The 22820-nt window shown below is 48.0% G+C and carries 24 protein-coding genes and 1 riboswitch; of the genes, 22 read left to right on the top strand and 2 right to left on the bottom strand.

The window, feature by feature from the left end:
• Positions 1–289 precede the first annotated feature (289 nt).
• Positions 290–628, bottom strand: a complete 339-nt coding sequence (locus tag BM412_RS12610; RefSeq protein WP_091218251.1) for a helix-turn-helix domain-containing protein — start codon at positions 626–628, stop codon at positions 290–292.
• Positions 629–693: 65 nt separating this feature from the next.
• Between BM412_RS12610 and BM412_RS12605 the strand changes: the two genes are divergently transcribed.
• The 8 genes from BM412_RS12605 (at position 694) to BM412_RS12570 (ending at position 7204) form a co-directional block, all read left to right on the top strand.
• Positions 694–1068: a hypothetical protein gene (locus BM412_RS12605; RefSeq protein WP_091218248.1), complete on the top strand. Its 375-nt coding sequence runs from the start codon at positions 694–696 to the stop codon at positions 1066–1068.
• A gap of 18 nt (positions 1069–1086) precedes the next feature.
• Entirely contained in the window at positions 1087–1572 is a 486-nt protein-coding gene (locus BM412_RS12600; protein WP_256256286.1) for an LAGLIDADG family homing endonuclease, read from the top strand.
• Positions 1559–1831 carry a helix-turn-helix domain-containing protein gene (locus tag BM412_RS12595; RefSeq protein ID WP_177245805.1) on the top strand — a complete coding sequence of 91 codons (273 nt, stop codon included), beginning with the start codon at positions 1559–1561 and terminating at the stop codon, positions 1829–1831. Before BM412_RS12600 ends, BM412_RS12595 begins: the two co-directional genes overlap by 14 nt.
• Entirely contained in the window at positions 1828–2196 is a 369-nt protein-coding gene (locus BM412_RS12590) for a hypothetical protein (protein WP_091218243.1), read from the top strand. Before BM412_RS12595 ends, BM412_RS12590 begins: the two co-directional genes overlap by 4 nt.
• Positions 2197–2604: 408 nt before the next feature.
• Positions 2605–4599, top strand: a complete 1995-nt coding sequence (locus BM412_RS12585) for a hypothetical protein (protein WP_091218240.1) — start codon at positions 2605–2607, stop codon at positions 4597–4599.
• Between the two features lie 32 nt (positions 4600–4631).
• Positions 4632–4931, top strand: coding sequence for a hypothetical protein (locus BM412_RS12580; RefSeq protein WP_177245804.1), 300 nt, complete (start codon positions 4632–4634; stop codon positions 4929–4931).
• 208 nt (positions 4932–5139) lie between these two features.
• Positions 5140–6693: a tRNA (N6-isopentenyl adenosine(37)-C2)-methylthiotransferase MiaB gene (miaB, locus tag BM412_RS12575; protein ID WP_091218235.1), complete on the top strand. Its 1554-nt coding sequence runs from the start codon at positions 5140–5142 to the stop codon at positions 6691–6693.
• Positions 6694–6715: 22 nt separating this feature from the next.
• The gene (locus BM412_RS12570; protein ID WP_256256285.1) at positions 6716–7204 is read left to right on the top strand and encodes a YlbF/YmcA family competence regulator; all 489 of its coding nucleotides are present in this window, start codon (positions 6716–6718) and stop codon (positions 7202–7204) included.
• A 53-nt stretch (positions 7205–7257) separates the two neighbouring features.
• Here the strand turns inward: BM412_RS12570 and BM412_RS12565 are convergent, their stop codons facing one another.
• Positions 7258–8454 carry an MFS transporter gene (locus BM412_RS12565; protein ID WP_091218230.1) on the bottom strand — a complete coding sequence of 399 codons (1197 nt, stop codon included), beginning with the start codon at positions 8452–8454 and terminating at the stop codon, positions 7258–7260.
• A gap of 195 nt (positions 8455–8649) precedes the next feature.
• Between BM412_RS12565 and lepB the strand changes: the two genes are divergently transcribed.
• The 14 genes from lepB (at position 8650) to BM412_RS12495 (ending at position 22809) form a co-directional block, all read left to right on the top strand.
• Entirely contained in the window at positions 8650–9201 is a 552-nt protein-coding gene (gene lepB, locus BM412_RS12560; RefSeq protein WP_091218228.1) for a signal peptidase I, read from the top strand.
• A 2-nt stretch (positions 9202–9203) separates the two neighbouring features.
• The gene (locus BM412_RS12555) at positions 9204–10211 is read left to right on the top strand and encodes a DUF4184 family protein (protein ID WP_177245803.1); all 1008 of its coding nucleotides are present in this window, start codon (positions 9204–9206) and stop codon (positions 10209–10211) included.
• A gap of 72 nt (positions 10212–10283) precedes the next feature.
• Positions 10284–10625: a DUF3889 domain-containing protein gene (locus BM412_RS12550; RefSeq protein WP_091218223.1), complete on the top strand. Its 342-nt coding sequence runs from the start codon at positions 10284–10286 to the stop codon at positions 10623–10625.
• A gap of 55 nt (positions 10626–10680) precedes the next feature.
• Positions 10681–10992, top strand: coding sequence for a heavy metal-binding domain-containing protein (locus BM412_RS12545; protein WP_091218220.1), 312 nt, complete (start codon positions 10681–10683; stop codon positions 10990–10992).
• Between the two features lie 148 nt (positions 10993–11140).
• Positions 11141–11449, top strand: a complete 309-nt coding sequence (locus tag BM412_RS12540) for a rhodanese-like domain-containing protein (protein ID WP_091218217.1) — start codon at positions 11141–11143, stop codon at positions 11447–11449.
• 130 nt (positions 11450–11579) lie between these two features.
• Positions 11580–13784 carry a heavy metal translocating P-type ATPase gene (locus BM412_RS12535; protein WP_091218215.1) on the top strand — a complete coding sequence of 735 codons (2205 nt, stop codon included), beginning with the start codon at positions 11580–11582 and terminating at the stop codon, positions 13782–13784.
• Positions 13785–13848: 64 nt separating this feature from the next.
• A riboswitch (cobalamin riboswitch) is annotated at positions 13849–14100 on the top strand.
• A gap of 174 nt (positions 14101–14274) precedes the next feature.
• Positions 14275–15291, top strand: coding sequence for an ABC transporter substrate-binding protein (locus BM412_RS12530; RefSeq protein ID WP_091218212.1), 1017 nt, complete (start codon positions 14275–14277; stop codon positions 15289–15291).
• Between the two features lies 1 nt (position 15292).
• Positions 15293–16333 (top strand): FecCD family ABC transporter permease, encoded by a 1041-nt coding sequence (locus BM412_RS12525; RefSeq protein WP_091218209.1) that lies wholly within the window; start codon positions 15293–15295, stop codon positions 16331–16333.
• Entirely contained in the window at positions 16330–17145 is an 816-nt protein-coding gene (locus tag BM412_RS12520) for a heme ABC transporter ATP-binding protein (RefSeq protein ID WP_371264772.1), read from the top strand. The genes BM412_RS12525 and BM412_RS12520 overlap by 4 nt, the downstream gene beginning before the upstream one ends.
• Before the next feature lie 33 nt (positions 17146–17178).
• Positions 17179–18237, top strand: a complete 1059-nt coding sequence (gene cobT / locus BM412_RS12515; protein WP_091218206.1) for a nicotinate-nucleotide--dimethylbenzimidazole phosphoribosyltransferase — start codon at positions 17179–17181, stop codon at positions 18235–18237.
• Between the two features lie 41 nt (positions 18238–18278).
• Positions 18279–18908: a bifunctional adenosylcobinamide kinase/adenosylcobinamide-phosphate guanylyltransferase gene (locus BM412_RS12510; RefSeq protein WP_091218203.1), complete on the top strand. Its 630-nt coding sequence runs from the start codon at positions 18279–18281 to the stop codon at positions 18906–18908.
• Between the two features lies 1 nt (position 18909).
• Positions 18910–19725: an adenosylcobinamide-GDP ribazoletransferase gene (gene cobS / locus BM412_RS12505; RefSeq protein ID WP_256256284.1), complete on the top strand. Its 816-nt coding sequence runs from the start codon at positions 18910–18912 to the stop codon at positions 19723–19725.
• 290 nt (positions 19726–20015) lie between these two features.
• The gene (locus BM412_RS12500; protein ID WP_091218197.1) at positions 20016–21056 is read left to right on the top strand and encodes a LacI family DNA-binding transcriptional regulator; all 1041 of its coding nucleotides are present in this window, start codon (positions 20016–20018) and stop codon (positions 21054–21056) included.
• A gap of 358 nt (positions 21057–21414) precedes the next feature.
• Complete coding sequence (locus tag BM412_RS12495) at positions 21415–22809, top strand: ABC transporter substrate-binding protein (protein ID WP_091218195.1); 1395 nt, start codon at positions 21415–21417, stop codon at positions 22807–22809.
• Positions 22810–22820: the final 11 nt, after the last annotated feature.

Genomic DNA, 22820 nt, shown 5'->3' with positions numbered 1-22820 from the left:
ACCAACCAATTACTTGTTCATTGCTACTATTGTTTAGAGACAGTGTCTGTTTACTCAAGACAATTCAAAAAAATGGCCAACCGATCGAATCGGTTGGCCTTTTATTTTGCTCGATGCATTTTATGCAATCTCTGTTGTAGAACCATTATAAGAATATATTTTCCGCTGATATGCTTATTACAATTGATTCAATATTAAGCGAGCTGACTTTTGTGTACTGGTAGTGGAAGATGATTCCTTATTCATAATAATGAAATTGAAATTCACTATAATGAATAAAATTGGTAAATTAGCCCATACTCTTATTGTGCAGACTTGAGAACAACCTAACACCTTGTTCAATATTATTTGCAAAGTAATCAAAAGCCAGGGGTGATTCATTATGTAATGTTACAAGCAACGAAGTAATTCTTCTGATGCGCTGATCCAAAGTGGAGTCCATAACTTCAGAAGTTAAACCTAAGTCAACTAATATCTTCTCCAAAACTTTTAATTGAACTGTATCAGTTTTACCTGTTTCAAAATTACTAAGATACCCAGCTGATACTTCAAGTTCTTTTGCGTATTCATTAAGCCCGATATCGTTTTCGATACGCATGTTTCGCACTTGTTGACCTAAGGTTCTCATCACAGTCCCCCTTCTTTGTAATAGTATACACCACTAAAATCTGGATTTGAAGGAGACAAAAGTTAATGAAAATCACTCTGAAGGATATCATGAATGAACAGCTATGGGGTCAAACAATTCTTGAAGTTAAACAAACGCTAATTAATTATAAGAAAAAGGGTCAGATCTTTTTTGAAGAATCAATATCACAATTGGAGCAGCAGAACACTTTTGAAATTTACTATTTTGGAAGGTCAAACGAAAAGTCAACAATAAATGCTTTTCCCATTCCAATACAGGAGTTCAGGCTTTTCAATAATCAAAAGGAAAATCGAAAATTTATAAACGGGTACTTCACCAAGTATTACGGTATAGACAAAAATGATGAAAGAGTGCAGCCTTCCAATTACAAGCTTTTTGTTGGTACTGATTTTGTATGGCTTTATTCAAACACAATCTGACGGGAGGGTTCAACTAAATTGCAAAAAGAAATAAATGAGAGACTTCCTAAGAAAAAAGAATTCTTCTGTGGTCAAATAACGGGATTTACTATGGGGGAGGGGTCATTCTCACTTGGCATTCGAAGAGGCAAAAAAACGAATAAATTATATCTAAGTGCCACGTTTAGTATTGCTCTGAAAAAAGAAGACAAAAATATTTTATATAAGATAAGAAGCTATCTTAAATGTGGTCAGATTTATTTTAATAATAAATCTGTAATTTATTCAGTGACAAAATTGAAGGATTTAATTGAAGTAATAATTCCGTTCTTTGATCTCTACCCACTAACAAATATAAAAAAATACGATTTTGAAAAATTTAAAATCATTTGCTATAAAATGTGGAAGGGCGAAGGACATAAAAGGGATGGTATGTCCAGAATTTTATCAATTCGTGAGCAGATGAATAATGGCGGGTACAAAAGAGTTCAAATACGAGAGGGAGATTACAGTGGCTTATTATAATTATCGGCTAGAACGCGAGCTTGGATTGTCTACGGAACTTAATCCACTCTTTGATGCTATTCCCAATGAAACATTGTTCTCTCCGTCGCAAGTGGCAGAACTTCTTAATAAAAGTAATGAGACAGTTAGACGCTGGTGTAGACAAGAAAAATTAAAATCATATTGCCAAGGTGGTTATATAATAGTAGGAAATGATTTAAAAGATTTTTTGCAACGTTCGAAGCCTAAGTCAGAGAAAAAGAAAGTGTGGCTTTCATGAGTCTTAAGAAAGCTGCTCTTACTTTTTTTAAAACAAATAAGATTTCATATCTATTAAAAAGTAATGAAATACATTTTGTTTGTTTTAAATGTAAGAGCACAGCAGTGATGGACTCTGAAACATGTGTGTGGAAATGTAACAACTGTCAAGCCGTCGGAAACATTGTAGAACTTTTTAATGCTGAAATAAACAATGAGTTTTTAGAAGTTACGATAATCAATCCAAAGAAAATAATCAACCAAGTGAATTATGATATTAGAGAGCTCATAAAAGAAATAGAAGGAAATCATCAAAAGGATAAACTGAATCAAATATATAATCGACTTCAAATCTTTTTGCGTGAAATCGAAAAGAATAATATATAAAACCCACCTTTCCAAGGTGGGTTTTTCGTTTATCAAGCTGATCAAATATGTTTTTATATTTTCTTGTGTAAATGAGTGCAAATTTAACATTGGCAAATTAGGCCGAATTAGAACTAAGGTGGTCTATGAAAAATTTTTTCTCTCGCGAATGCTCCGCCGTACACCGTTTAACAGCCTAACCTTCAACTTTGCTTGGCTGATGAGTTGTGTAATAATCGTATATGTCAACAAGACAGCCGTTTTTTCGCTTTTCTGTTGTGAAAATTGTATCTGATCTTCTGAAATCGACTTAGCAACAAAACGCACGAAAAGCGGCGAATTCTGTCGACAGTTATTATAATGTGTCGACAGAATCGGGAGTAGAATGTGCATCTTGTGGCAACAATATTATACAAGGGAGTTGCAATTATGTATACGAATAATGCAAATTTATTCCGTGCAGCAGAGACTCACGAGAAAGTGCAAGAGACATACTGTACGGCGCAGAAAGCGGGGAAGATACTGAGAATGAATAGTGACAGTTTGAAACGGATGTTGGAAAGTGGTGAGCTTTCAAGGGATCTGTACGTTGAACGTGAAGGGACCAATTCTCTGAAAAAGAAGTACATGTACAAGGAAGACAAGTTGCGGGAAATTGCAGATGAGTACACGAGTCTCGAATCCATTTCTAAACAAAATGGAATACCGTATTCTAAAGTGTACAGCGCAGTTAATGCTTACCCTGATCTTGTGAAGAAATTCGGCCGCCGATATCATATTCGTTCAGTTCTAAGTTTACTGGAATCCGAGCAATGCCGAACACTGCCAAAAATAACGAGCGCGGATTTTCTGGCGGATGATACAAGAGCGTTCATCGACAGTTATGTTGATCATGTGAGCTCCAATACGCCAAGAATTACGGTTGTTGGGATAGTTGTCTCACGTTCATCGTTGTCTAGTCAGGAAGTTTCGGTCAGGCACAAACGTGAGTTGCAGAACACGATTTTTCAGCTCGCATTAGCACGCCAGGGGCATTATCACAAGTTCGGCGCATTTGGTCGAATTGATCTGGATGAGTCGATTTTGAAGTCGCTGGACTACAATTTTAACTTTGATTTATTCGATTCGAAAGACGTCAAAAATCTTGAAAAGCTTTATGAACCTCAGACTTTTCACCAAAGAGTCGAGTCTCTGAAGAAGTTGCTTTTTTACTGGATCATGCAGCGAGAAGACAAACTTAGGAAGAGGATGCTTACAGAAGGGCTATCATTAGAAGAAGAACGTCGAGAAGAACGTAATCTTTCACTTGTTCGGTCAAGCATTCTAAGTGCATTTGACCAAGTTCCTACTCGGAAGAATTTGCAATTTGCAGATGACGAGACTCGTAGTGTCTTCTTGACTAGAGAGGAATATGTTAAGTTCTTCATCTACGTGTTAAAGGAGTACGGCCTGAAAGATGCATTGTTAGTTGCATTTTCGTTTATATTAGGCTTACGACGCTCAGAAGCAACTAAGCTCGCAATTGAAGACTTTGAGATAAATGATGAAGGTTTTCTCGTCGCCAATAATGATGACGGTTATGGACGATTAAATGTCCCAGCCCCAAAAAGTAAAGGAGGATACGGCCCGAGTTCACTCATTTATGGGACTTTGGTGCCGCCTTATCTTGTGAAGCTGATCAACATCTATCTCAAAGAAATGTACGCAATCTGTCCATTCCGCTCTCACCGTAAATATACTGGTAAAACCTTTAAAACAAAAAACATTTTGGAGGTTTATAAAGAGGGGCACGGTTACTTCTTCCGACCTAACATGAATGAACCCGATTGTCCGTATCATCCTATGTCAATCAGTGTAAGAATGAAACGTTTGAAAGCAAATGTAGGTGACATTCTTCCCGATGAAAAAAGAAGTAAACTGAGTTTTCATGATGGGCGTCATTCGATGAACGAATGGATTGAAACTGCAAGAGTCGATAGTGGTCTGATGGATCAACGTGATTGGGCGGCTGACTTACAAATGCGTCATAATCGAACAAAAGCTGCGAGAGGAGACGTCGGGAAGTCTTCGTATCGAGATCATAAAAACATTGATTTTTTGAAAAAATACAAGCGGATTATTGATCAGAGTATAAATTTCCCAATGGACTTGAAAGATTTGCATACCTGGGAGGAGATGAACGGGTACTCTGAGTTAATTCAGTATGACCTTAATGATCAACTTCATGAGAACTATGAACCGAGCACTTCGGTTCAGGAAACTGTCATTAACATGAAGGAAGCAACATCAAAACAGCTAAAGGAACTTGAGGCCGAGTTTGAACTGTCCCGTACTCGTGGGAATCAGTCAATGAAGGAATGGATACGAGGCAGAATGGAAATGGTAGCCGAAATCCAAAGATTGAAGCAAGCTATTGGGAAATAGAGTTGGTTACCCAGATTGATCTCCAGATTGCGATGCAGAATCAAGACTTATTGAACGAGTTCGGGGTAAGGATACCAGAGTATTATCTGTATTTACCTGACGATACACCCTTGTCCCCGAGAGACATTGCAGAACTATTTGAAGTCAGTGAAAAAACGGCGCGATATTGGTTTAATCCTGGATTAAATCATGGGCGTCTGGTCTCAAATCATCCAACTCGAAATACGGTGAGCGGGAAGGAATTAAAGGATTGGCTATGGAAAAGGGATTTCCCGAAGATGATGAGGGATAAGAACTTTTTGAAAGCCATTGATATCATTCATTCAAAATGAAAAATGACCACCGATGGTGGTCATTTTTCATTTTTCCAATCACGAGCTGCTTTTTTAGGATAGGTTTCTTCGAAACCGCCAATGTCAGACAAGAGGCAGATGTAATCAATTGACTTGAGTTTTTTTGAAATTTGTTCATTGGAAAGGCAAACACATTTTTGGTATAATCGTTTATTAGGTATGGTGTTGAAAGGAAGTGAACGAATTAATGGATGACAAGGACTACTCGAAATACTTTGATTTTTCGGATGCGAAGGTAGTTAGCAAAGGTGAGGGAAAAACAACGTACCGCATCAATGGTCGAAACATTCAAATAAACGCTGCGCCAAGCTATAAGGACGAGAAGCGCAGGGGTAAAGAGGATATTAGCATTCATTACGATTTTGCCGTTCCACCACTCCTGAAGGAGCTAGGCAAGGGGAAATATTATGCAATAGCGACATATGGATGCCAGATGAATGAGCATGATACGGAAGTCATGAAGGGCATGTTCGAGCAAATGGGCTATCTGCCGACGGATGACCGCACGCAAGCGGATGTCATCCTGCTCAACACTTGCGCGGTTCGCGAGAATGCAGAAGATAAAGTATTCGGCGAGCTTGGGCATTTGAAGCATCTGAAGCTGGAGAAACCGGGACTGATTCTTGGTGTATGCGGCTGCATGTCGCAGGAGGAATCGGTTGTCAGCCGAATTATGCAGAAGCATAGCTTCGTAGATCTGATTTTCGGTACACATAATATTCACAGGCTTCCATACCTATTGCAGGATGCGCTGTTTAGCAAGGAAATGGTAGTTGAGGTATGGTCCAAAGAAGGCGACATCATCGAGAATCTGCCTAAGAAGCGAGAAGGCATGCGCGGCTGGGTGAACATCATGTACGGCTGCGACAAGTTCTGTACGTACTGTATCGTGCCTTATACGCGCGGTAAAGAACGCAGCAGACGTCCGGAGGATGTCATCGCGGAGGTTCGTGAGCTGGCTCGTCAAGGCTTTAAAGAGATTACGCTGCTAGGACAGAATGTTAACGCCTACGGGAAGGATTTTGACGATATCGAGTACCGGTTCGGCGATTTGATGGCGGATATGGCCAAGATCGATTTGCCGCGTATCCGGTTTACGACCAGTCACCCGCGTGACTTCGACGATCATTTGATTGAGGTACTGGCAACAAAGGGCAATCTCGTAGAGCATATTCATCTGCCTGTACAATCCGGCAGCACTGAGGTGCTTAAACGGATGAGTCGCAAGTATTCAAGAGAGATGTTCCTGGAGCTGGCAGCCAAAATCAAACGGGCGATCCCGGGTGTATCCATGACTACGGATGTCATTGTAGGTTTCCCCGGTGAAACGGACGAGCAGTTCGAAGATACACTCTCCCTTATGCGGGAAGTCGGCTTCGCTTCTGCTTACACCTTCATCTACTCACCGCGTGTGGGAACACCTGCTGCAGATATGGAAGATAACATTCCGGAGGCTGTGAAGAAAGCGCGGCTCGCGAGACTGAACGCCGTTATTGCGGAGCTCAGCCGTAAGAGTAATGAAGATGCAATCGGCCAAGTTGTCGAAGTGCTGATAGAAGGCCAGAGCAAGAACAATGCGCATGTATTGTCCGGACGAACGCGCACGAATAAACTGGTTCATATCGAAGGACCGGCAGCGTGGATTGGTCAATTCATAGAAGCTAGAGTGACGGAAGCTCAAACTTGGTATGTCAAAGCTGAGCCCATCACGGAATATACGCAACAAGAAGCCGTTTCTTAACAAACTAGAGGAGCTGGAACCATTGGCAAAAGAGCAAACAGCGAAACACGAACATAAACATGATCACGACCACGACCACGATTCGAATTGTACGGTGCCGAAATTCAATACGGAGGATATTATCGTACGTGCGGATATCATGGCCAAAACGAAAGAACTAGCAACGATGATCTTCACTTCGGAAGAAGTGCAGCAGTTCCAACGTGCGGAGAAGCAAATTCAAGGTAATGAGCGCATTCAAGGTTTGATTGCCCAAATCAAGAAGAAGCAGAAGGAAATCGTTGCTTTCGAGACAACGTTCAAGAACGCGGATATGGTCGCTAAGATCGAGAAAGAGATCGAAGTGCTGCAAGATGAACTGGATGGTATCCCAATCATTACGGAGTTCCAACAAAGCCAAGCGGATATTAACTATCTGCTGCAAACCGTCGTTTCCGTGATCCGTGACACGGTTGCCGAGAAGATCTCCATCGAGGACGCACAGGTTGAAGATCCGGAAGAGTGCATGTAGTTAAAGGCAATGAGAAAACCCTGCCGCGATGATTGCGGCAGGGTTTTCTGTTGTTAGGCGGATTGTTGAGCATGACTGCGACGCCAGATCAGCGTTAGAGCCAGTGCAGCCAGAGCGAAGAGGCCGCCCAGCCAGAATCCGTAATCGCGTCCGAAGGCTTCATTGATGAAGCCGGCTAGGAAAGGGCCAGCGAACATGCCGATCGAGTATACGGCTTGATAGAAGCCCATCGCCGTTGCGCGTTTAGAGGACTCAAACGGCTGTATGGCGAGACCGAGCAGTAAAGGCAGGTGCATGCCCTGTGCAAAGCCGTTAAGCGCCTGCGTAAGTGCCAGCCATCCCAGCGATGGGGAGAAAGCAATGGCAATCGTGCATAATGCACTAACTGCAAAGCCTAAAGCAATCACATTCCTGCTCCCGTATCGCGGTGCAAGGACTCGGCCTGTCAGCAAGGAAGCGATGGCATGCGGAACCATGAACGCAATGACGATCAAGGTGAGCTGGCTGCTTGATGCGCCTAAAGATGTTGCTTTCAGCGGCGTGAACCCGAACATGGTAATAAACAGCACGCAGTGAGCTAAGATCGACAGCGTAGATACTTGGATGAGGGATGGCGTTCGAACGACTTCTCGCAGATGCTGCAGCGAGATTGGCGGACGTTCGACTCCTTCGCGAGGCTCTTTAACGGCAAAGGAAAGCAGTAACCCCGCGATGCCGAGTCCAATTCCGGCGATAAAAGCAGCATTCCAGCTGTAAGCGCCGGCGAGCCAGCCGCTCAGCGTCATGCCGATTAACTGTCCGGAGACGGTCATGAAGCTGATATTACTCATCGCTTTGGTCGCTTCGGAGGAGGCGTAGTAAGCTGCGTAAAGCACGGTGAAAGCAACCCATGCGGAAGCGCAAACGCCTGACATCATTCGTCCCGCTAACGGCCATAGCCAGGAACCGGGAATCGTGAACAATACGCAGCTTAATGCACCGCTCACCATGCCCAGCATAAGGAATGGCTTACGCTTATGAAGCTTATCGGAAGCAAGTCCAAGCGGGAAACGGACGAGCATCTGCGTAAAACCGTAACTGCCGAGCACGATGCCGATCAGCACATCGGCATACCCGCTGCTTTTCATAAATGGTGGAAGAATAGGGACATAGACATATAAGGTAGACCAGTACAATAAAGTAACTACGATGAAAATGAAATGGTCGGAGCGTGTAGTGGGTATAAGTGCAGCCTTGGCATCAGCGGACAACGATCATTCACTCCTTTGGTAAGGTACATTAATCTCCTAACTTTATCCTACCAGACCGCGGACGGGCAATGCTTTTTACAAAATGCTGTTTTCAAAGAAACTATTTGATGGTTAATTTCGTAATAGTTATAAGAAGGTTTAGCTAGAGAACGAACTATGTAAGCCGATAGCTGTACGAATTGGAAGGAGAATGGTATGGAGAAACCGGAAGTTACACCTACACATAAGAAACCGTGGGCGAGAGAAGTAAGGGACTGGGTTCTTACGCTGGGCGTGGCGATGGTAGCCGCGTTGTTGATCCAGAACTATGCGTTTGCCCAAACCGAAGTAAGAAATATCTCGATGCAAAAAACATTAGTGGAAGGTCAACGATTGATTGAGGATAAAATCAGCTACAGATTCGAGTCTCCGCACCGGGGAGATATCGTTATCATCAACGGTCCCGAAAGCGACAAGCGACTGATTAAACGCGTGATCGGCTTGCCGGGGGATGTCCTTAACATTACCGATGATGGCCATGTCATTCTGAATGATAAACAACTGGATGAGCCGTACATAAAAGGTCTCACCTTCTCGAACGGGCTTGAAATGCCCTATACTGTCCCCTCCGACACCGTATTTGTAATGGGAGATAATCGAGAAAACAGTCAAGACAGCCGCGTGTTGGGCCCCATCGCCTTATCAAGCGTGGAAGGTCGAGCCGTTTTTCGACTATGGCCATTGAATAAGTTCGGCGGGTTAGAATAACCGTGCCTTTTACTTTTGCACATCCGTTCTTTGCGGTGCCGCTTAGACGGATCAAGCCTAAATGGGTAAGCGTTACGGGACTTATCCTTGGGAGCATGTCGCCTGATATGGAATATTTTGTGGCGATGGAGCCCTATCAGAGTATTGGACATTCGATATTAGGTTTTCTAATACAAGGCTTGCCTTTGTGTATTGCCTTTGCCTTTGTGTTTCATTATATGATCAAGCCGGTACTGCCCAAGTTTCTTCCGTCCTTCGGGAGAATGGATCAGTTTGTGTCTGACTTGTGTGTGGATTGGAAGCTGGATTCGGCACGCGCATGGATCGTATTTCTCGGGTCTTTATTGATTGGTTATTGGACGCATATGTTCGTAGATGCTTGGACGCATGTTGGCGGTATATTTGTAGAGTGGTTCCCCTTTCTGCGAGAATACCATGGCCATTCGCCGTTGTATTCGAAGTTGCAGATTGACTTCTCGATTGTGGGGCTGCTCATTCCGGGACTCCTGCTTCTGTACCGATACGTTCGCTTCATTGGCATGACGCGGAGTACAGTTAAAGAGAAGCTCGCGGCGCCAAGCACAAAAATCGCTTTATGGTTCGTGTTACTGGTGACGACATCGATTGTTTACAAGATTAAAATGATGGTTATCCACCACAGACATGATTTCGTCAGTACCGTCGTTGTGGCACCGTTGTCTTCGCTATTGTTCGGATTCTATGTGGCTTCACTGCTTTATTGGGCGGTGAAGAAGCAGCGAGTATGGTATGCGCTTGGTTCGCTTGCACTTATAGTAGCCGTTATTATTGCGCTTCGGGTTGGTTCTAACCTAAGAGACGATCTGCTATCCAACGGGATCCCTTATAAGTATCTTCACCCGCCAAAGGGAGTGTTTGACCCGCTGTGGAATGGATTTCTGATATGCTGGAGTGCCGCGCTGCTGCTGTCAAGCCGAATCGTGACAAGAAGTCAGCATGTGGTTAAAGGATTATTCCAGTTGAAGCAGTAACCTCATCCATCCATGTATGAAAGAACTTGAAATGGGGAATTCTACCATCGCCTAGACTATGGAGGTGGCAGAATGAGACCGTTAATTATTCTAGTGATGACTTGCATGATGCTGTTGGGTGCCGTTACGCCTGTTTCCGCAGAACCGCCGTACGCGAAGTGGGGCAGACTCGCGATGAAGGAAACGACGCACCGTTATCATGCTGAGATTGTGGACTATAAGCATGTCGGCCGAAAAGTGGAGGAAGCGGGACTGATGTCGGAAACGTTTCGTCTGCTGCTGAACAAAGGCTCTCGTAAATTTGAGGTTACCGTTCGGATCTGGTTTGAGCAGCATAGCGAGAAGGTCGTTCGCATTCAATTTACGGAAGACGGGAAAGTGGACGGCTTGCCTGCTTTTTCTTCCATGATTTGAATCCGTTGTTCATCGTCTTACGTATGAGTCACTATATCGATTGGGAGGGATTTCAATGATAGTAACGACTACGCCTACGATTGAAGGACATCCGATTCAGCAATACCTTGGTGTTGTAACCGGAGAAGCGATTATGGGAGCAAACATCATGCGTGATTTGTTCGCCAGTATTACCGATATTGTCGGAGGACGCTCAGGTGCATACGAGACGAAGCTGAAAGAAGCGCGCGACGTAGCATTCAGTGAGATGCAAAGTCAAGCTTCACGGCTGGGCGCAAATGCGCTAGTCGGTATCGATATCGATTATGAGGTCGTTCGAGAAGGCATGCTGATGGTTGCCGTCAGCGGCACGGCGGTACGTATTTAACGAAATGGTACTAATCGGGAGCAGCCTTCGCAGAGAACAGCGGATGCTGCTCCTTCTTATGTCACTCGCCAGATGGACATAGGGCAAGGCAGAGGAGTAAAATGCAAGTATGGGTTTCATTACTAGCACGAAGGAGCGATAGCAGGAAATGGGAGAAATAACGGCAAGTGAATTGGAAACTCGGCTGCGCGAAGGCGAGAAGCTGAGCGTAATCGACGTACGGGAGCCCGATGAATGGGAATCCGGCCATATTAAAGAAGCGGTAAGCATCCCGCTTTCCGTCTTTATTGAACGACTGGGCGAATTGAATGATTTCGAGGAGCCGCTGTATATGGTTTGCAGAAGCGGCAATCGCAGCGGCAAAGCTTGTGATTATTTGGCTGCGCAAGGCTATGAGGTCGTTAATGTGCTCGGCGGTATGCTGAGCTGGCCCGGTGAAGTTGCTACCGGGGAATAGATTGTTCTTCAAGAGAGCACTTTCGCGCTTGCTGCGCGAAGGTGCTTTTGTTGTTTATATCATGAGTCGAACAACCCTGCCATATAGTGGAGAGTAGGACAGCTAGTTTGTTTGATTGAGGAGGTTCATTATGCAGCAGCAACGCGGAGACCATACGCTTGATTTGCGAATACAAGGCATGAGCTGCACAGCCTGTGCAACCCGCATCGAACGGGCTGTCGGCAAGCTGGCAGGCGTATCCGGTGTATCCGTTCATTATGCGGCCAAATCGGCTTACATCACCTTCTCACCGGAACAAACGTCGCCGACATCCATTATCGAACGAATCGGTCAGCTTGGCTTTCATGCTTTCCTGTACGGGAAGGATGGAGACAATTCTTCCGAGCTGGACTCGCTTAAAGTGCGAGTCTTCGTGGCCGTCTTATTCACGATCCCGCTGCTATGGACAATGGTTCATCATTATGCTTGGCTGGAAGCCATTCCGGTTCCTTTGCTTATTCAGGAGCCCCTGCTTCAGTTTGTGCTAGCGGCAATCGTGCAGTTCTTTATCGGGATGCCTTTCTATTTCGGGGCATTCTATGCCCTGCGAGAGCGAACGGCCAATATGGATGTGCTCGTAGCGATAGGAACTACGGCTGCTTTCGCCTACAGTTATATCTCCATGATGACCGGCGGGGCGTTATACTTTGAGACATCGGCGGTGGTCATAACCGCTGTGCTGCTTGGCAAGCTGCTGGAGGCATCCGCGTCGGAGCGGGTCATGAAGGAAAGCGACAGCTACGCATCGCTCCAGACCAATGAAGCGATCGTCATTCGCGGCGGCACCAGGGAGAAGGCTTCACTTGCAAAAGTAAGGATCGGAGATCAGCTTATTGCAGCGGTGAATGAACCGCTTCCGACGGACGGTATCATCGTGGAGGGACATTCGACGATGGATGAGTCCTTCCTAACCGGCGAGAGCGCGCTTGTAGTGCGGTCAGCCGGGGATCAGGTGTACGCCGGCACGATCGTTCGCGGACAAGAGCTGCGCATTCGGGTCACGGCGATCGGGCCGGATACGATGTTAAGCCGCATTGCGGCATTGACGCGCCAAGCGCAAGCGACGAAGTCCTCAATCGGGCGAAGAGTGGATCGGTTATCGGCTATATTTGTACCGATCATGATGCTGCTTTCCATAGCCACTCTGATTCTATGGCTGGTATGGCTTGCGCCGGGCGATTGGGGGAAGGCTTCGCTTCATGCTCTGGCTGTGCTCTTGGCCGCATGTCCATGCGCGCTTGGTTTGGCTGCGCCGATATCGCTCGTATTGGCTACCGGTAAGCTTGCCCGCCGCGGCATTGTGTTGAAGGAAGCCGGCGCATTGGAACGTCTGGCGCAATTGGATACAATCGTGCTGGATAAGACCGGCACGTTAACGGAAGGTAAGCCTGCGTTAACGGAAGTATCTGCATTGTCCGGCTCGCCAAGCGCACTGCTGCGGTTAGCTGCATCTGCCGAGGCAGATTCCCAGCATCCGTTTGCGGCAGCGATTAAGGCGGCAGCCAAGCGTGCAGGGCTGGTCATCCCGGCATCGACGGCTTATCATGCGTTTCCCGGCAAGGGGATCGAAGCTGTCGTTGAGAGTAAGCGAGTCGCAATCGGAAATGCCGGTTTTGCCGCTGAGCGGGACTGGAAGATGAATCGCGTGTTGCTGAGCTTCGTCAGTCGACGAGAAGAACTGGGAGAGACGGTCATCTATGCCGCGATAGACGGGGAGTGTGTCGGTGCGTTTGCTTTCACCGATCAAGTGAAACGATCGTCAACGGAGGCCGTGTCCGCAATGGCTGCCGAAGGGGTTCAAATCTTGCTTGCAACAGGCGATCATCCTTCATCGGCAACGAACGTAGCCCGAATCACGGGTATCGCGCAGGAGAATGTTCATGCGTCCATGCTGCCGGAGCATAAAGCTGAGCTCATACGCGAACTGCAAGCGAAAGGAAGAGTCATTGCCATGGCCGGTGACGGCTGGAATGACGCCCCGGCACTTGCGGCCGCAGATGTCGGGATCGCGATGGGCGGCGGTACGGAAGCGGCGCTTGATGCCGGACATATGACGTTGCTTCGTTCGCGGCTGACCGGTATTTATGAGGCTTTTCAAATCAGCAGACTGACAGTCAGGAATATTCGTCAAAATCTTGGTTTTGCGCTGCTGTATAACTCTATTGTGATCCCATTTGCGGCAGTTGGCGGCATAGAGCCGTGGATGGCCGGGACGGCTATGGCGCTCAGTTCCGTTTCAGTCGTATTTAATGCGCTGCGTTTAAACGGTCAAATGAACCGATTTCTACGGAAGTGAAGCCAAATGTAGACATCCTATATAGGTGATGGTATATTTACTCAAGCGCAATTTCATAGTTTACGAACAGGTGCTAAGTGTATGTGCTCGTTTCCATTCGTTGAAACACGCAAGCTTAGCTTAAAAGGGAAGACCGGTGCAATGCCGGCACGGACCCGCCACTGTAAGAAGCGTCGCCCCGGAATGGAAGAATGCTTGTCCATCGCCGTAGTCGACAATGCATCAACGATAAGTCACTGAACGATGGGATCGTTTGGGAAGACGTTGATGACGGATGCTTCGAGTCAGGATACCTGCCTGTTCCGTTTAAACGCTACCTACGAGGACTTAGGGAGGTGTTGGAGATGGGCAACTGTATATTGCCCGCTGATGTTCTACGGAACGTAAGCATTTCTGACGCTCGAAGTCGGAAATGCTTTTTTTTTGTTTCATTCGGCAATAGCCGGGTTTTCATTGGACGCAATTATAAAATAGGGAGAGTATGAATCACATGAAATCGAAATTAATGCCATTAACTAAAATTGTCTTAACCCTGACTATGGCTGCTTTGCTGATGTTAACGGCTGCTTGCGGTTCCGGCGGGAATAAGGCCAATCAAGCTGCTGAGAATGAGGGCAATACAGCTAATACATCCGAGCAAGCTGCTGCGAATGCGAATAACTCGGCACAACAACAACAACATTCCGTATATCCGCTGAAGTTGAAGGATGTAACAGGCACAGAGCTTACGTTCCAATCCGCGCCTGCGCGCATCGTTTCGCTGCTGCCCAGTGAGACGGAAATCGTCTATGCCGTAGAAGCAGGGGCATCTCTGGTTGCCGTTGACAATTACTCCAACTATCCGAAGGAAGCGGAGAGTCTGCCGAAGATCGGGGACATGGACGCGGATATTGAGAAAATCGTTTCGCTTAAACCGGACCTTGTGCTCGCCTCCTACACAATGGGAAGTGCCGTTGTCGATAAGCTTCGCTCGCTCCAAATTCCGGTGTTTGCGACAGATCCTAAGACCTATGACGCCGTCATGGAGAAGGTAAAGCAGATCGGTGAAATTTTGGATAAAAACGAGCAAGCGGCAGCGGTGACGGCTCATATGGAGCAAGTTAGGGAACAGGTTGTTAATGCCGTTAAAGATGCGCCGAAACGGAATGTATACCTGGAGTTCGCACCGGGCTGGACAGTCGGAAAAGGCGAGTTCCTGGATGAGCTCATTACACTCGCCGGAGGCGTTAACATTGCCAGTGAACAGGGTTGGTACGAAATTAATCCCGAGTCGGTCGTCAAATCGAATCCGGATCAGATCATATATGCTTCCATGACACTTGCTGAAGGTGAGAAAAATCCCATTCTAACGGGAATTGAAACAAGACCGGGCTGGGCAACAATTAACGCCATTAAGAATAAGCAAGTGTTTGAAGTGGACCAGGATCCGTTGACGCGTGTCGGACCGCGACTAGCCGATGGGCTGCTGGAGGTAGCGAAGAAGCTGCATCCGGACCTATTCAAGTAAGATGAGAAAAAGGCTATATGTTTATGGAGGAGCAGCGATGCTCCTTCTTGCTATATCTGTCGTCGTCAGTTTGTCTATTGGCTCGTCCAGATTGCCTCTTCTTCGCGTATGGGGAATATTAATTCATCAGCTGCCTTGGATGGAGGATCCGAGCGGTCTCTATGAGGCCAGCGATATCGCAATCGTGACTCAGCTGCGATTATCCAGAGTCGTCTTAGCTATGCTTGTCGGAGCTAGCCTGGCACTTGCCGGCTCCGGATTTCAAGGTGTACTTCGCAATCCGCTTGCCGATCCATTCACGCTTGGCGTTGCAACGGGCTGCTCGGTTGGCGCGGCTTTCATGATTGTATTCGGCTACCAATCGGTGATCGGCTTATGGACGGTTCCGCTCGTCGCCTTCACAACAGGAATCGTAACACTTTTTATTGTATTTGCACTCTCCCGTGCAAGAGGATCGATTAATGTCGAGACGTTAATCTTGTCCGGCGTTATCGTTCAAGCTTTTCTCGGCGCTTTCGTGACGTTCATGGTGTCGATGTCGCAAGGTGTAATTAACGAAGCTTTATTCTGGCTGATGGGGAGTCTAAGCGCACGCAGTTGGGAGCATGTCCAATTGATTGTGCCGTTCCTGATCGTAGGTTTGCCGGTCATGATCCGTTATGGACAGCATCTCAATTTATTCGTGCTGGGCGAGCGGCATGCCGCTCATTTAGGCGTAAACGTCGAGCGAACGAAACTAATCGTTCTGATTGTTTCTACCTTGTTGACGGCGGTTGCGGTTTCCATTGCCGGTGTAGTCGGTTTCGTAGGCTTGGTAGTGCCTCATCTCCTTCGCTTGTTGGTCGGACCCGACTATCGCTTCATCATTCCGCTGTCGGCCGTAGGGGGTGCCATTTATCTGCTTTGGGCGGATACGCTCGCTCGGACCGCGCTTAGCCCGAAAGAAATTTCGCTTGGCGTGGTGACGGCGCTTATCGGTGCACCGTTCTTTGGTTATTTGCTCTATCGGCGGAAGGTGCTGCAAGGAGGTTCACAGGCATGACAGGCATGATCGAAGCTAGGCGATTATCCAAACGAATTGCGGATAAGCAAATACTGCGCGAGATTAGTTTCACGATGCAGGAAGGTCGTATGTACGGCATAATCGGTCCTAATGGCGTCGGTAAATCAACGCTGCTGCAGCTGCTGACAGGCATGGAGCCGCCGACCGCGGGAGATGTGCTGTTAAGAGATCGGGCTGTCGGTGCGTATAAGCGCAAGGATTTGGCGAAATGGGTAGCGGTGCTGCAGCAAGGCGGACTTCCGGCGGTCGGTTTTACCGTTCGTGAGGTGGTTACGATGGGGCGTTTCCCCTATCAGAACTGGCTGGGTGAGGAAACTTCCGGCAGTGGTGAGGTGGTCGATGATGCACTTGGATCGATGGGGCTTCTGGAGCTGCAGCATCGTCGAATCGATCAGCTAAGCGGAGGCGAGCGTCAACGCGTTGCTTTGGCTAAAGTGATGGCCCAGGAACCGGAACTGCTGCTGCTCGATGAGCCGACCACTTTCTTGGATATCGGGTATCAGGTGCAGCTGCTGGATACGGTGAAGAAATGGCAGCGGGAGCGGGGGCTGACGGTCATCGCCGTGCTGCATGATTTGAATCTGGCCGCTCATTACTGCGACGAGTTGCTCGTCCTGCATGATGGAGGCATCGAGGCGTATGGGCCTCCCTCGGAAGTCATTCGTCCTGAGCTGATTCAAACTGTGTTCGGAGCAAGATCCATTGTGCTGCCGCATCCGGATACCGGCGTTCCGCAAATTCTATTGCAATCAGGCGTGCAGCCAGGTGAATTGGGATGTCGAGGCGAATGATGATTGAGTCGTACTTGAAGAGGAGGGTTTTGCATGAAAAACGAAACTTATTTAATGGGGTTAATTGAGCAGATTCACCCTCTCAATAGGGAACAAATAGAAGCAGTGCAGCTTCACTTGAACAACTTGACGAAACCTCCGGGCAGCTTGGGGAAGCTGGAGGAGATCGCAAAACAAATAGCAGGCGTAACCGGTGAAATTTCGGCTGATTTATCCAAACGGGCGGTCATCGTGATGGCTGGCGACCACGGGGTGTGCGAGGAAGGAATTAGTGCTTTTCCAGCTGAAGTTACGCCGCAGATGGTACTGAATTTCCTCTCGGGCGGAGCGTGTGTGAACGTGCTTGCCAGAGGCGCCGGCGCTGATGTGTACTGCGTGGATATGGGCGTAAATGCGGATTTGGAGCATCCGTCCTTGATTACCTGCAAGACCCGCAAGGGTACCGCGAACATGACAAAAGAGCAGGCGATGACGCGTGATGAAGCGCTCGCGGCTATCATAGATGGATTTCATTTGACGGAAAAGCTTGCTGCTGACGGCTATCGCATGTTTGCCACGGGCGAAATGGGGATTGGCAATACGACGGCAAGCGCTGCGCTTTGCGCTGTTCTTGGCAACATGTCTGCAGATGAGGCTGTCGGACTTGGTACCGGAATCAACGAAGAGCGACGCATGCATAAGGTTGATGTCGTCAATCGGGCGATCGCTTGCAACGCGCCTTCTGTGTCCGATCCGATTGGTGCATTGGCAAAAGTAGGCGGGCTTGAAATTGCCGGATTGGTCGGCGTCATTCTCGGTGCAGCGGCCAATCGCTGCCCGGTTATCATTGACGGTTTCATCTCCTCGGCAGCGGCGCTTGTTGCAGCCTCAATCGCACCGCAATCGGCGGCGTATATGATCGGTTCTCATCTCTCGCAAGAACAGGGACATCGCAAGCTGCTGGAACAGATCGGACTTTCGCCGATGATTCATTTGGATATGCGGCTGGGCGAGGGGACAGGAGCGGTGCTTTGTTTCCACCTGGTGGATGCGGCACTTCGCGTGATGCGTGAAATGGCTACGTTCGAGAGCGCCGGTGTTTCGCGCGAGTAGCTACCTGTAGCATTTTGGTGGAACGAGAGGTGGGGGAGTACATGGCGATATTCATAACAGGCGGCGCTAGGAGCGGGAAGAGCGGTTTCGCCGAAGCCTACGCAATGAAGCTGTCCAAGCGGGGTATCTATATTGCCACATCCCAGATGTGGGATGACGAGATGAAGGAACGGACCGATCACCATCGGGATTCGCGCGAGCGATCTGGGTTTGCTTGGCAAACGATTGAGGAGCCTTATGATGTGGCGGAGCTGTTGGTAAAGCTTGAGGCGGCAGAGGTGGTTGTGGGAGAGGGGCAAGATCATGACCATGACCATGGGCGTCCGGCCGTTATCATCGATTGTCTTACGTTATGGTTGACGAATCAGATGCTTCGACTAGGTGAATTCGATGCGAATGATGGAGAATCCTATCGCTATGATTCCGGTGCGCTCTCGGCGGAGGTTAATCGACTTATTGATGCCGTCACCAGCTGCACCGGTCCGCTTCTGCTGGTGACGAACGAGGTAGGCAGCGGGATCGTGCCTGCTTATTCGCTCGGACGCCAATTTCGCGACGAGGCAGGGCGAATGAACAGGAAGCTTGCGGCATGCTGCCAGCAAGCTTTCCTCGTGGTGGCCGGCATCCCGCTCGATTTGAAGGCGCATGCTTTTCACCTGGAGGAGGAGTAACTTGCTTAGCCGAATACTGAAAGAACAGCTGCAAGCTGCAGGTACCGCTCTTCAACTGCTGACGAGAATTCCGGTCCCTATCGTGATCCCGTTCACGCCGGAGGTGTTGGCGCGAAGCGTCGTCTACTATCCCGTTGTAGGCGCAGTGATCGGAGGTGTTATAACGTTGGTTGGCATGCTGCTTCAGGACGCGGTGCCGGCGATGACGTCTGCCGTCATTCTGCTCGCGGTCTGGATTGCGCTTAGCGGCGGACTTCATACAGATGGGCTGATGGATACCGCGGATGGGGTGATGAGCCACCGCTCCCGCGAGAAGATGCTGGATATTATGAAAGACAGCAGAGTCGGCGCGATGGGCGTATTGACGGCGGTGCTGCTGCTTTTGTTTAAATTCTCCAGCTTGACGGCGGTGCTGAACGTTCCGGAGCTGCAATGGCGCAGCTTCTTCCCTCTGATTATGCTGGCTTGCGCCTGGAGCAGGCTATGGATTGTGCTGGCCATGGCCGTGTTTCCGTTCGCAAGGCCAAACGAGGGGATGGCATCGTTGTTTCGATCGGTGCGCTTTCGTCATGCCGCATCGGCGGTGTTGGTGACCATATTGCTGGCGACAGGATCATTGCTTGTATGGCCGAGTGCGGAATATCAGTCGGCGTTTGTTACGCTGCTGATGCAAGGCGGTATCGCGGTTGCCTTGGGTTGGATTCTCTCCATTTGGCTGATCCGCAAACTGGGCGGTTTGACAGGAGATACCTATGGAGCCATGGTCGAAATCATAGAATCGATGCTGCTGTTTCATCTAATGTTGGTTCTGGTGTAAGTGGAGTTTCGTTTACGCTTTGCGCACCGGAATGAAACGAAAAGGAACGACCTGCGGTTTTGAGTCTGCAAGGTCGTTTTTTTATATGTTCAAATGGCGATTTCGTTAACTTTTTGCTATTCGACCAAACAAATACATAACAAATTGCAACATCCGATTTACGTTTGACAAACTGTTTGCTATGATTGGTTTACAACAAGCGGCAAATTTGGACTCATTCATCGAAATGCGCTCAAAGACCGATCAATAGGCTGAGATACCTAAATTGTGCACAGAATGGACTGGTCCGAATGAGAGGAAAAGTGAAAATCCAGGAAATCGCCGATTTTGCAGGCGTTTCAAAGTTTGCCGTATCGCGCGCGCTATCAGGCAAGAATGGCGTGAGCGAGCGAACGAGAGAAATGATCATGAAAGCGGCAGGCCAGCTCGGATACTTTAAAAATAATGAGCCCGCCCGGTTTACGGGAGAGCTGAACGAGCACGAGGACATGAAGCGGAGCGGAACCATTGTCGTCCTGTTTCCGAACGTGCGTTATCAGAATCGGGATTCCGTCTATTGGGGGCCCGTATTTGACGGCGTCAACGCAAGATTGAGCCAGCGGGGCATGGACATTATTACGCTGACCGAACCGTCCGGCGAGCATGTATTTTCTCTTCTCAAGCCAGAGGCCATTCAAGGTGTCATTACGATCGGCTCTGTCTCGACTCAAATTCTGCTCGATATTAAACGAATGAACATCCCTGTCGTCATGATCGACCACAGTGATCCGGCACTCCACTGCGACACGGTATTTTCCGACAATTTCAGCTGCGTGCAGGAGCTCATGACGAAGTTGATCAGCAAGGGCTACCGGAAGTTCCAGTATGTTGGGAGCATCAATGATGCGCCTAGTTATTTCGAGAGGTGGCTTGCTTTTCGCACGACGTTGGAAAGCTATCAAATCGAATTGAATCAAGACCCGCAGCTGATCGGTCCCGACGCACAAGATATGTATCTCTTATTCTCCAAGATCAAGCTGGGCGAGCTGCCTGAGGTATTCGTCTGCGCGCACGACGTGAATGCAAGGTACTTGATCGAAGAACTGAATAAGCTTCAGATCCAGGTGCCGGAACAATGCGCCGTTACCGGCTACGATAACACCTGCGACAATTATCCGATTCTGGCAACGGTCAACGTGAACAAGGAATTGCTTGGCATGAGAGCTGTCGATCAGATACTGTGGCGGATCCTTAATCCGAGCTCGTCCTATGAGAAAAAGTTGATTTACGGCGATATTATTATTCGAGATGCCTATGCTCATCCCATTGCGAGCATGGAAACCGTTATGTGAATGAATATCTGGGAGCGTTTAAAGCCCGCCTGAATGCCTAGAAGCGTTCAGGCGGGCTATTTATATGCCGCCGGGGATATGAAATTACCTAACAAAATAACAATAACATAACTATATAAAAACATTACAAAAATTTATTTGTTGCTTTAAGCAAAATTTAATTGACTGATTTTGGTAGTGGGTGCTATGCTTGGCATGTGGTTTTTGAAATGTTAGCCTAACGGTGGTGGTGAGAGAACATTAAACGGTAAATTGTAAACGTTTACGTTGGGGAATCTGGTAGAAAAAGGCGGTTCGGAGACGGAATGGATTCTGCTCCGAAGTGCGGCAAGACAAACAAATAGGAGGTTGTTTTGCAATGAGAAAAATGAAAGCACTTACAATCTTGTCTGTCGCGTTAATGCTTACTCTAAGTGCATGCGGAGGAGGCAACGGCAATACCAGCAGCAATGGCTCAAACACAACCGAAAGCAATACTGCAACCAACACAACGACTGAACCTGCCGGAAACAATGCCGCAACCGAAGAAAATGCCGTAGAGAACGAGCCTGTGGCGGAAGCCATCAATTTAGGCGGACGCACGGTCAAAATCTCCATGTGGTGGGATGGCAAGCCAAAAGGTGAAACGGCCGGCGAGAAAGCCTCCCTCGCGAAGATCGCTGAGCTCGAAGAAAAATATAACATGAAGCTCGAATTCGTGAACATTCCGTTCGATCAATACATGGACAAATTCACGACCGCAGTGCTTGCGGGCGAGCCGATGGCCGACATTTCGATCATGGAGTTCAAACGCGCGATCGCGCCAATTAAACAAGGCTTGGTACTTCCGCTTACGGACTTCACAACCGCCGATAACGACATCAACAAAGAACAGAAGCGCGTTCAGAAGCTGCCGGCAATCGGCGGAACGGAATATTCGTTCAATACGCCCGGCATTTCTGCAGTAGGGCTGTACTATAACCGCGATCTAATCAAGAAGCTTGGCTTGCAGGATCCGCAGGATCTGTACAACAACGGCGAATGGACTTGGGACAAGTTCATGGAAATCGCGAAGCAAGCAACGACAGACTCCAATAACGACGGCAAGAAAGATACTTGGGGCTACGCAGGCTGGGCAGCCGATGCGGCTCGTCACATCGGCGTAACGAACGGCGCGCTGTTCGTTAATGAAACGGACTTATCGCTAGGTTTTACGGATCCGAAGATGTCTGAAGCGCTTGAATTCGTTAACCGTCTCTACAATGTGGAGAATGTCGTGAAAGTGAAATCCGGCAATAAAATGGACTGGAACGAAACGAATACGTTCAAAGACGGCGATGTCGCCATGTCGATCAACTATGACTGGAACATGGGGGATCTGACATTCGAGGTTGGTATCGTGCCTAACCCGGCAGGTCCGCAAAGCGACGGAAAATACACGTTCGCGAACACGGCGCAAAATGGTTACTTTATTCCGAAAGGAACGAAGGATCCGCAAATCGTGTACCAAATTTTCGAAGAATTGCAAGATATCCCTGCGACAGAGGAATACCTCGGCCAAGACTGGCTTGAGTCCCGCTTCAAGAACGAAGCTGACATCAAGATGGCGATCGAGCACGTAAACGGCACTGGCCGCCTTTCGATCGAGGAAGGCGTAGCAGACTTCCCGTTCTTCACGATCATGGATGACGTTATCGTCAAAAATCAATCCGTAGCGGCAACGCTTGAGAAGTATAAGTCAAACGGCCAAGCTGCGCTGGATAAGCTGAAATAAGCTGATTGGAG

It is taken from the genome of Paenibacillus sp. BC26, assembly GCF_900116125.1.
Lineage (GTDB): Bacteria > Bacillota > Bacilli > Paenibacillales > Paenibacillaceae > Paenibacillus_Z > Paenibacillus_Z lignilyticus.
This window is presented reverse-complemented; position numbering and strand designations above follow the sequence as displayed.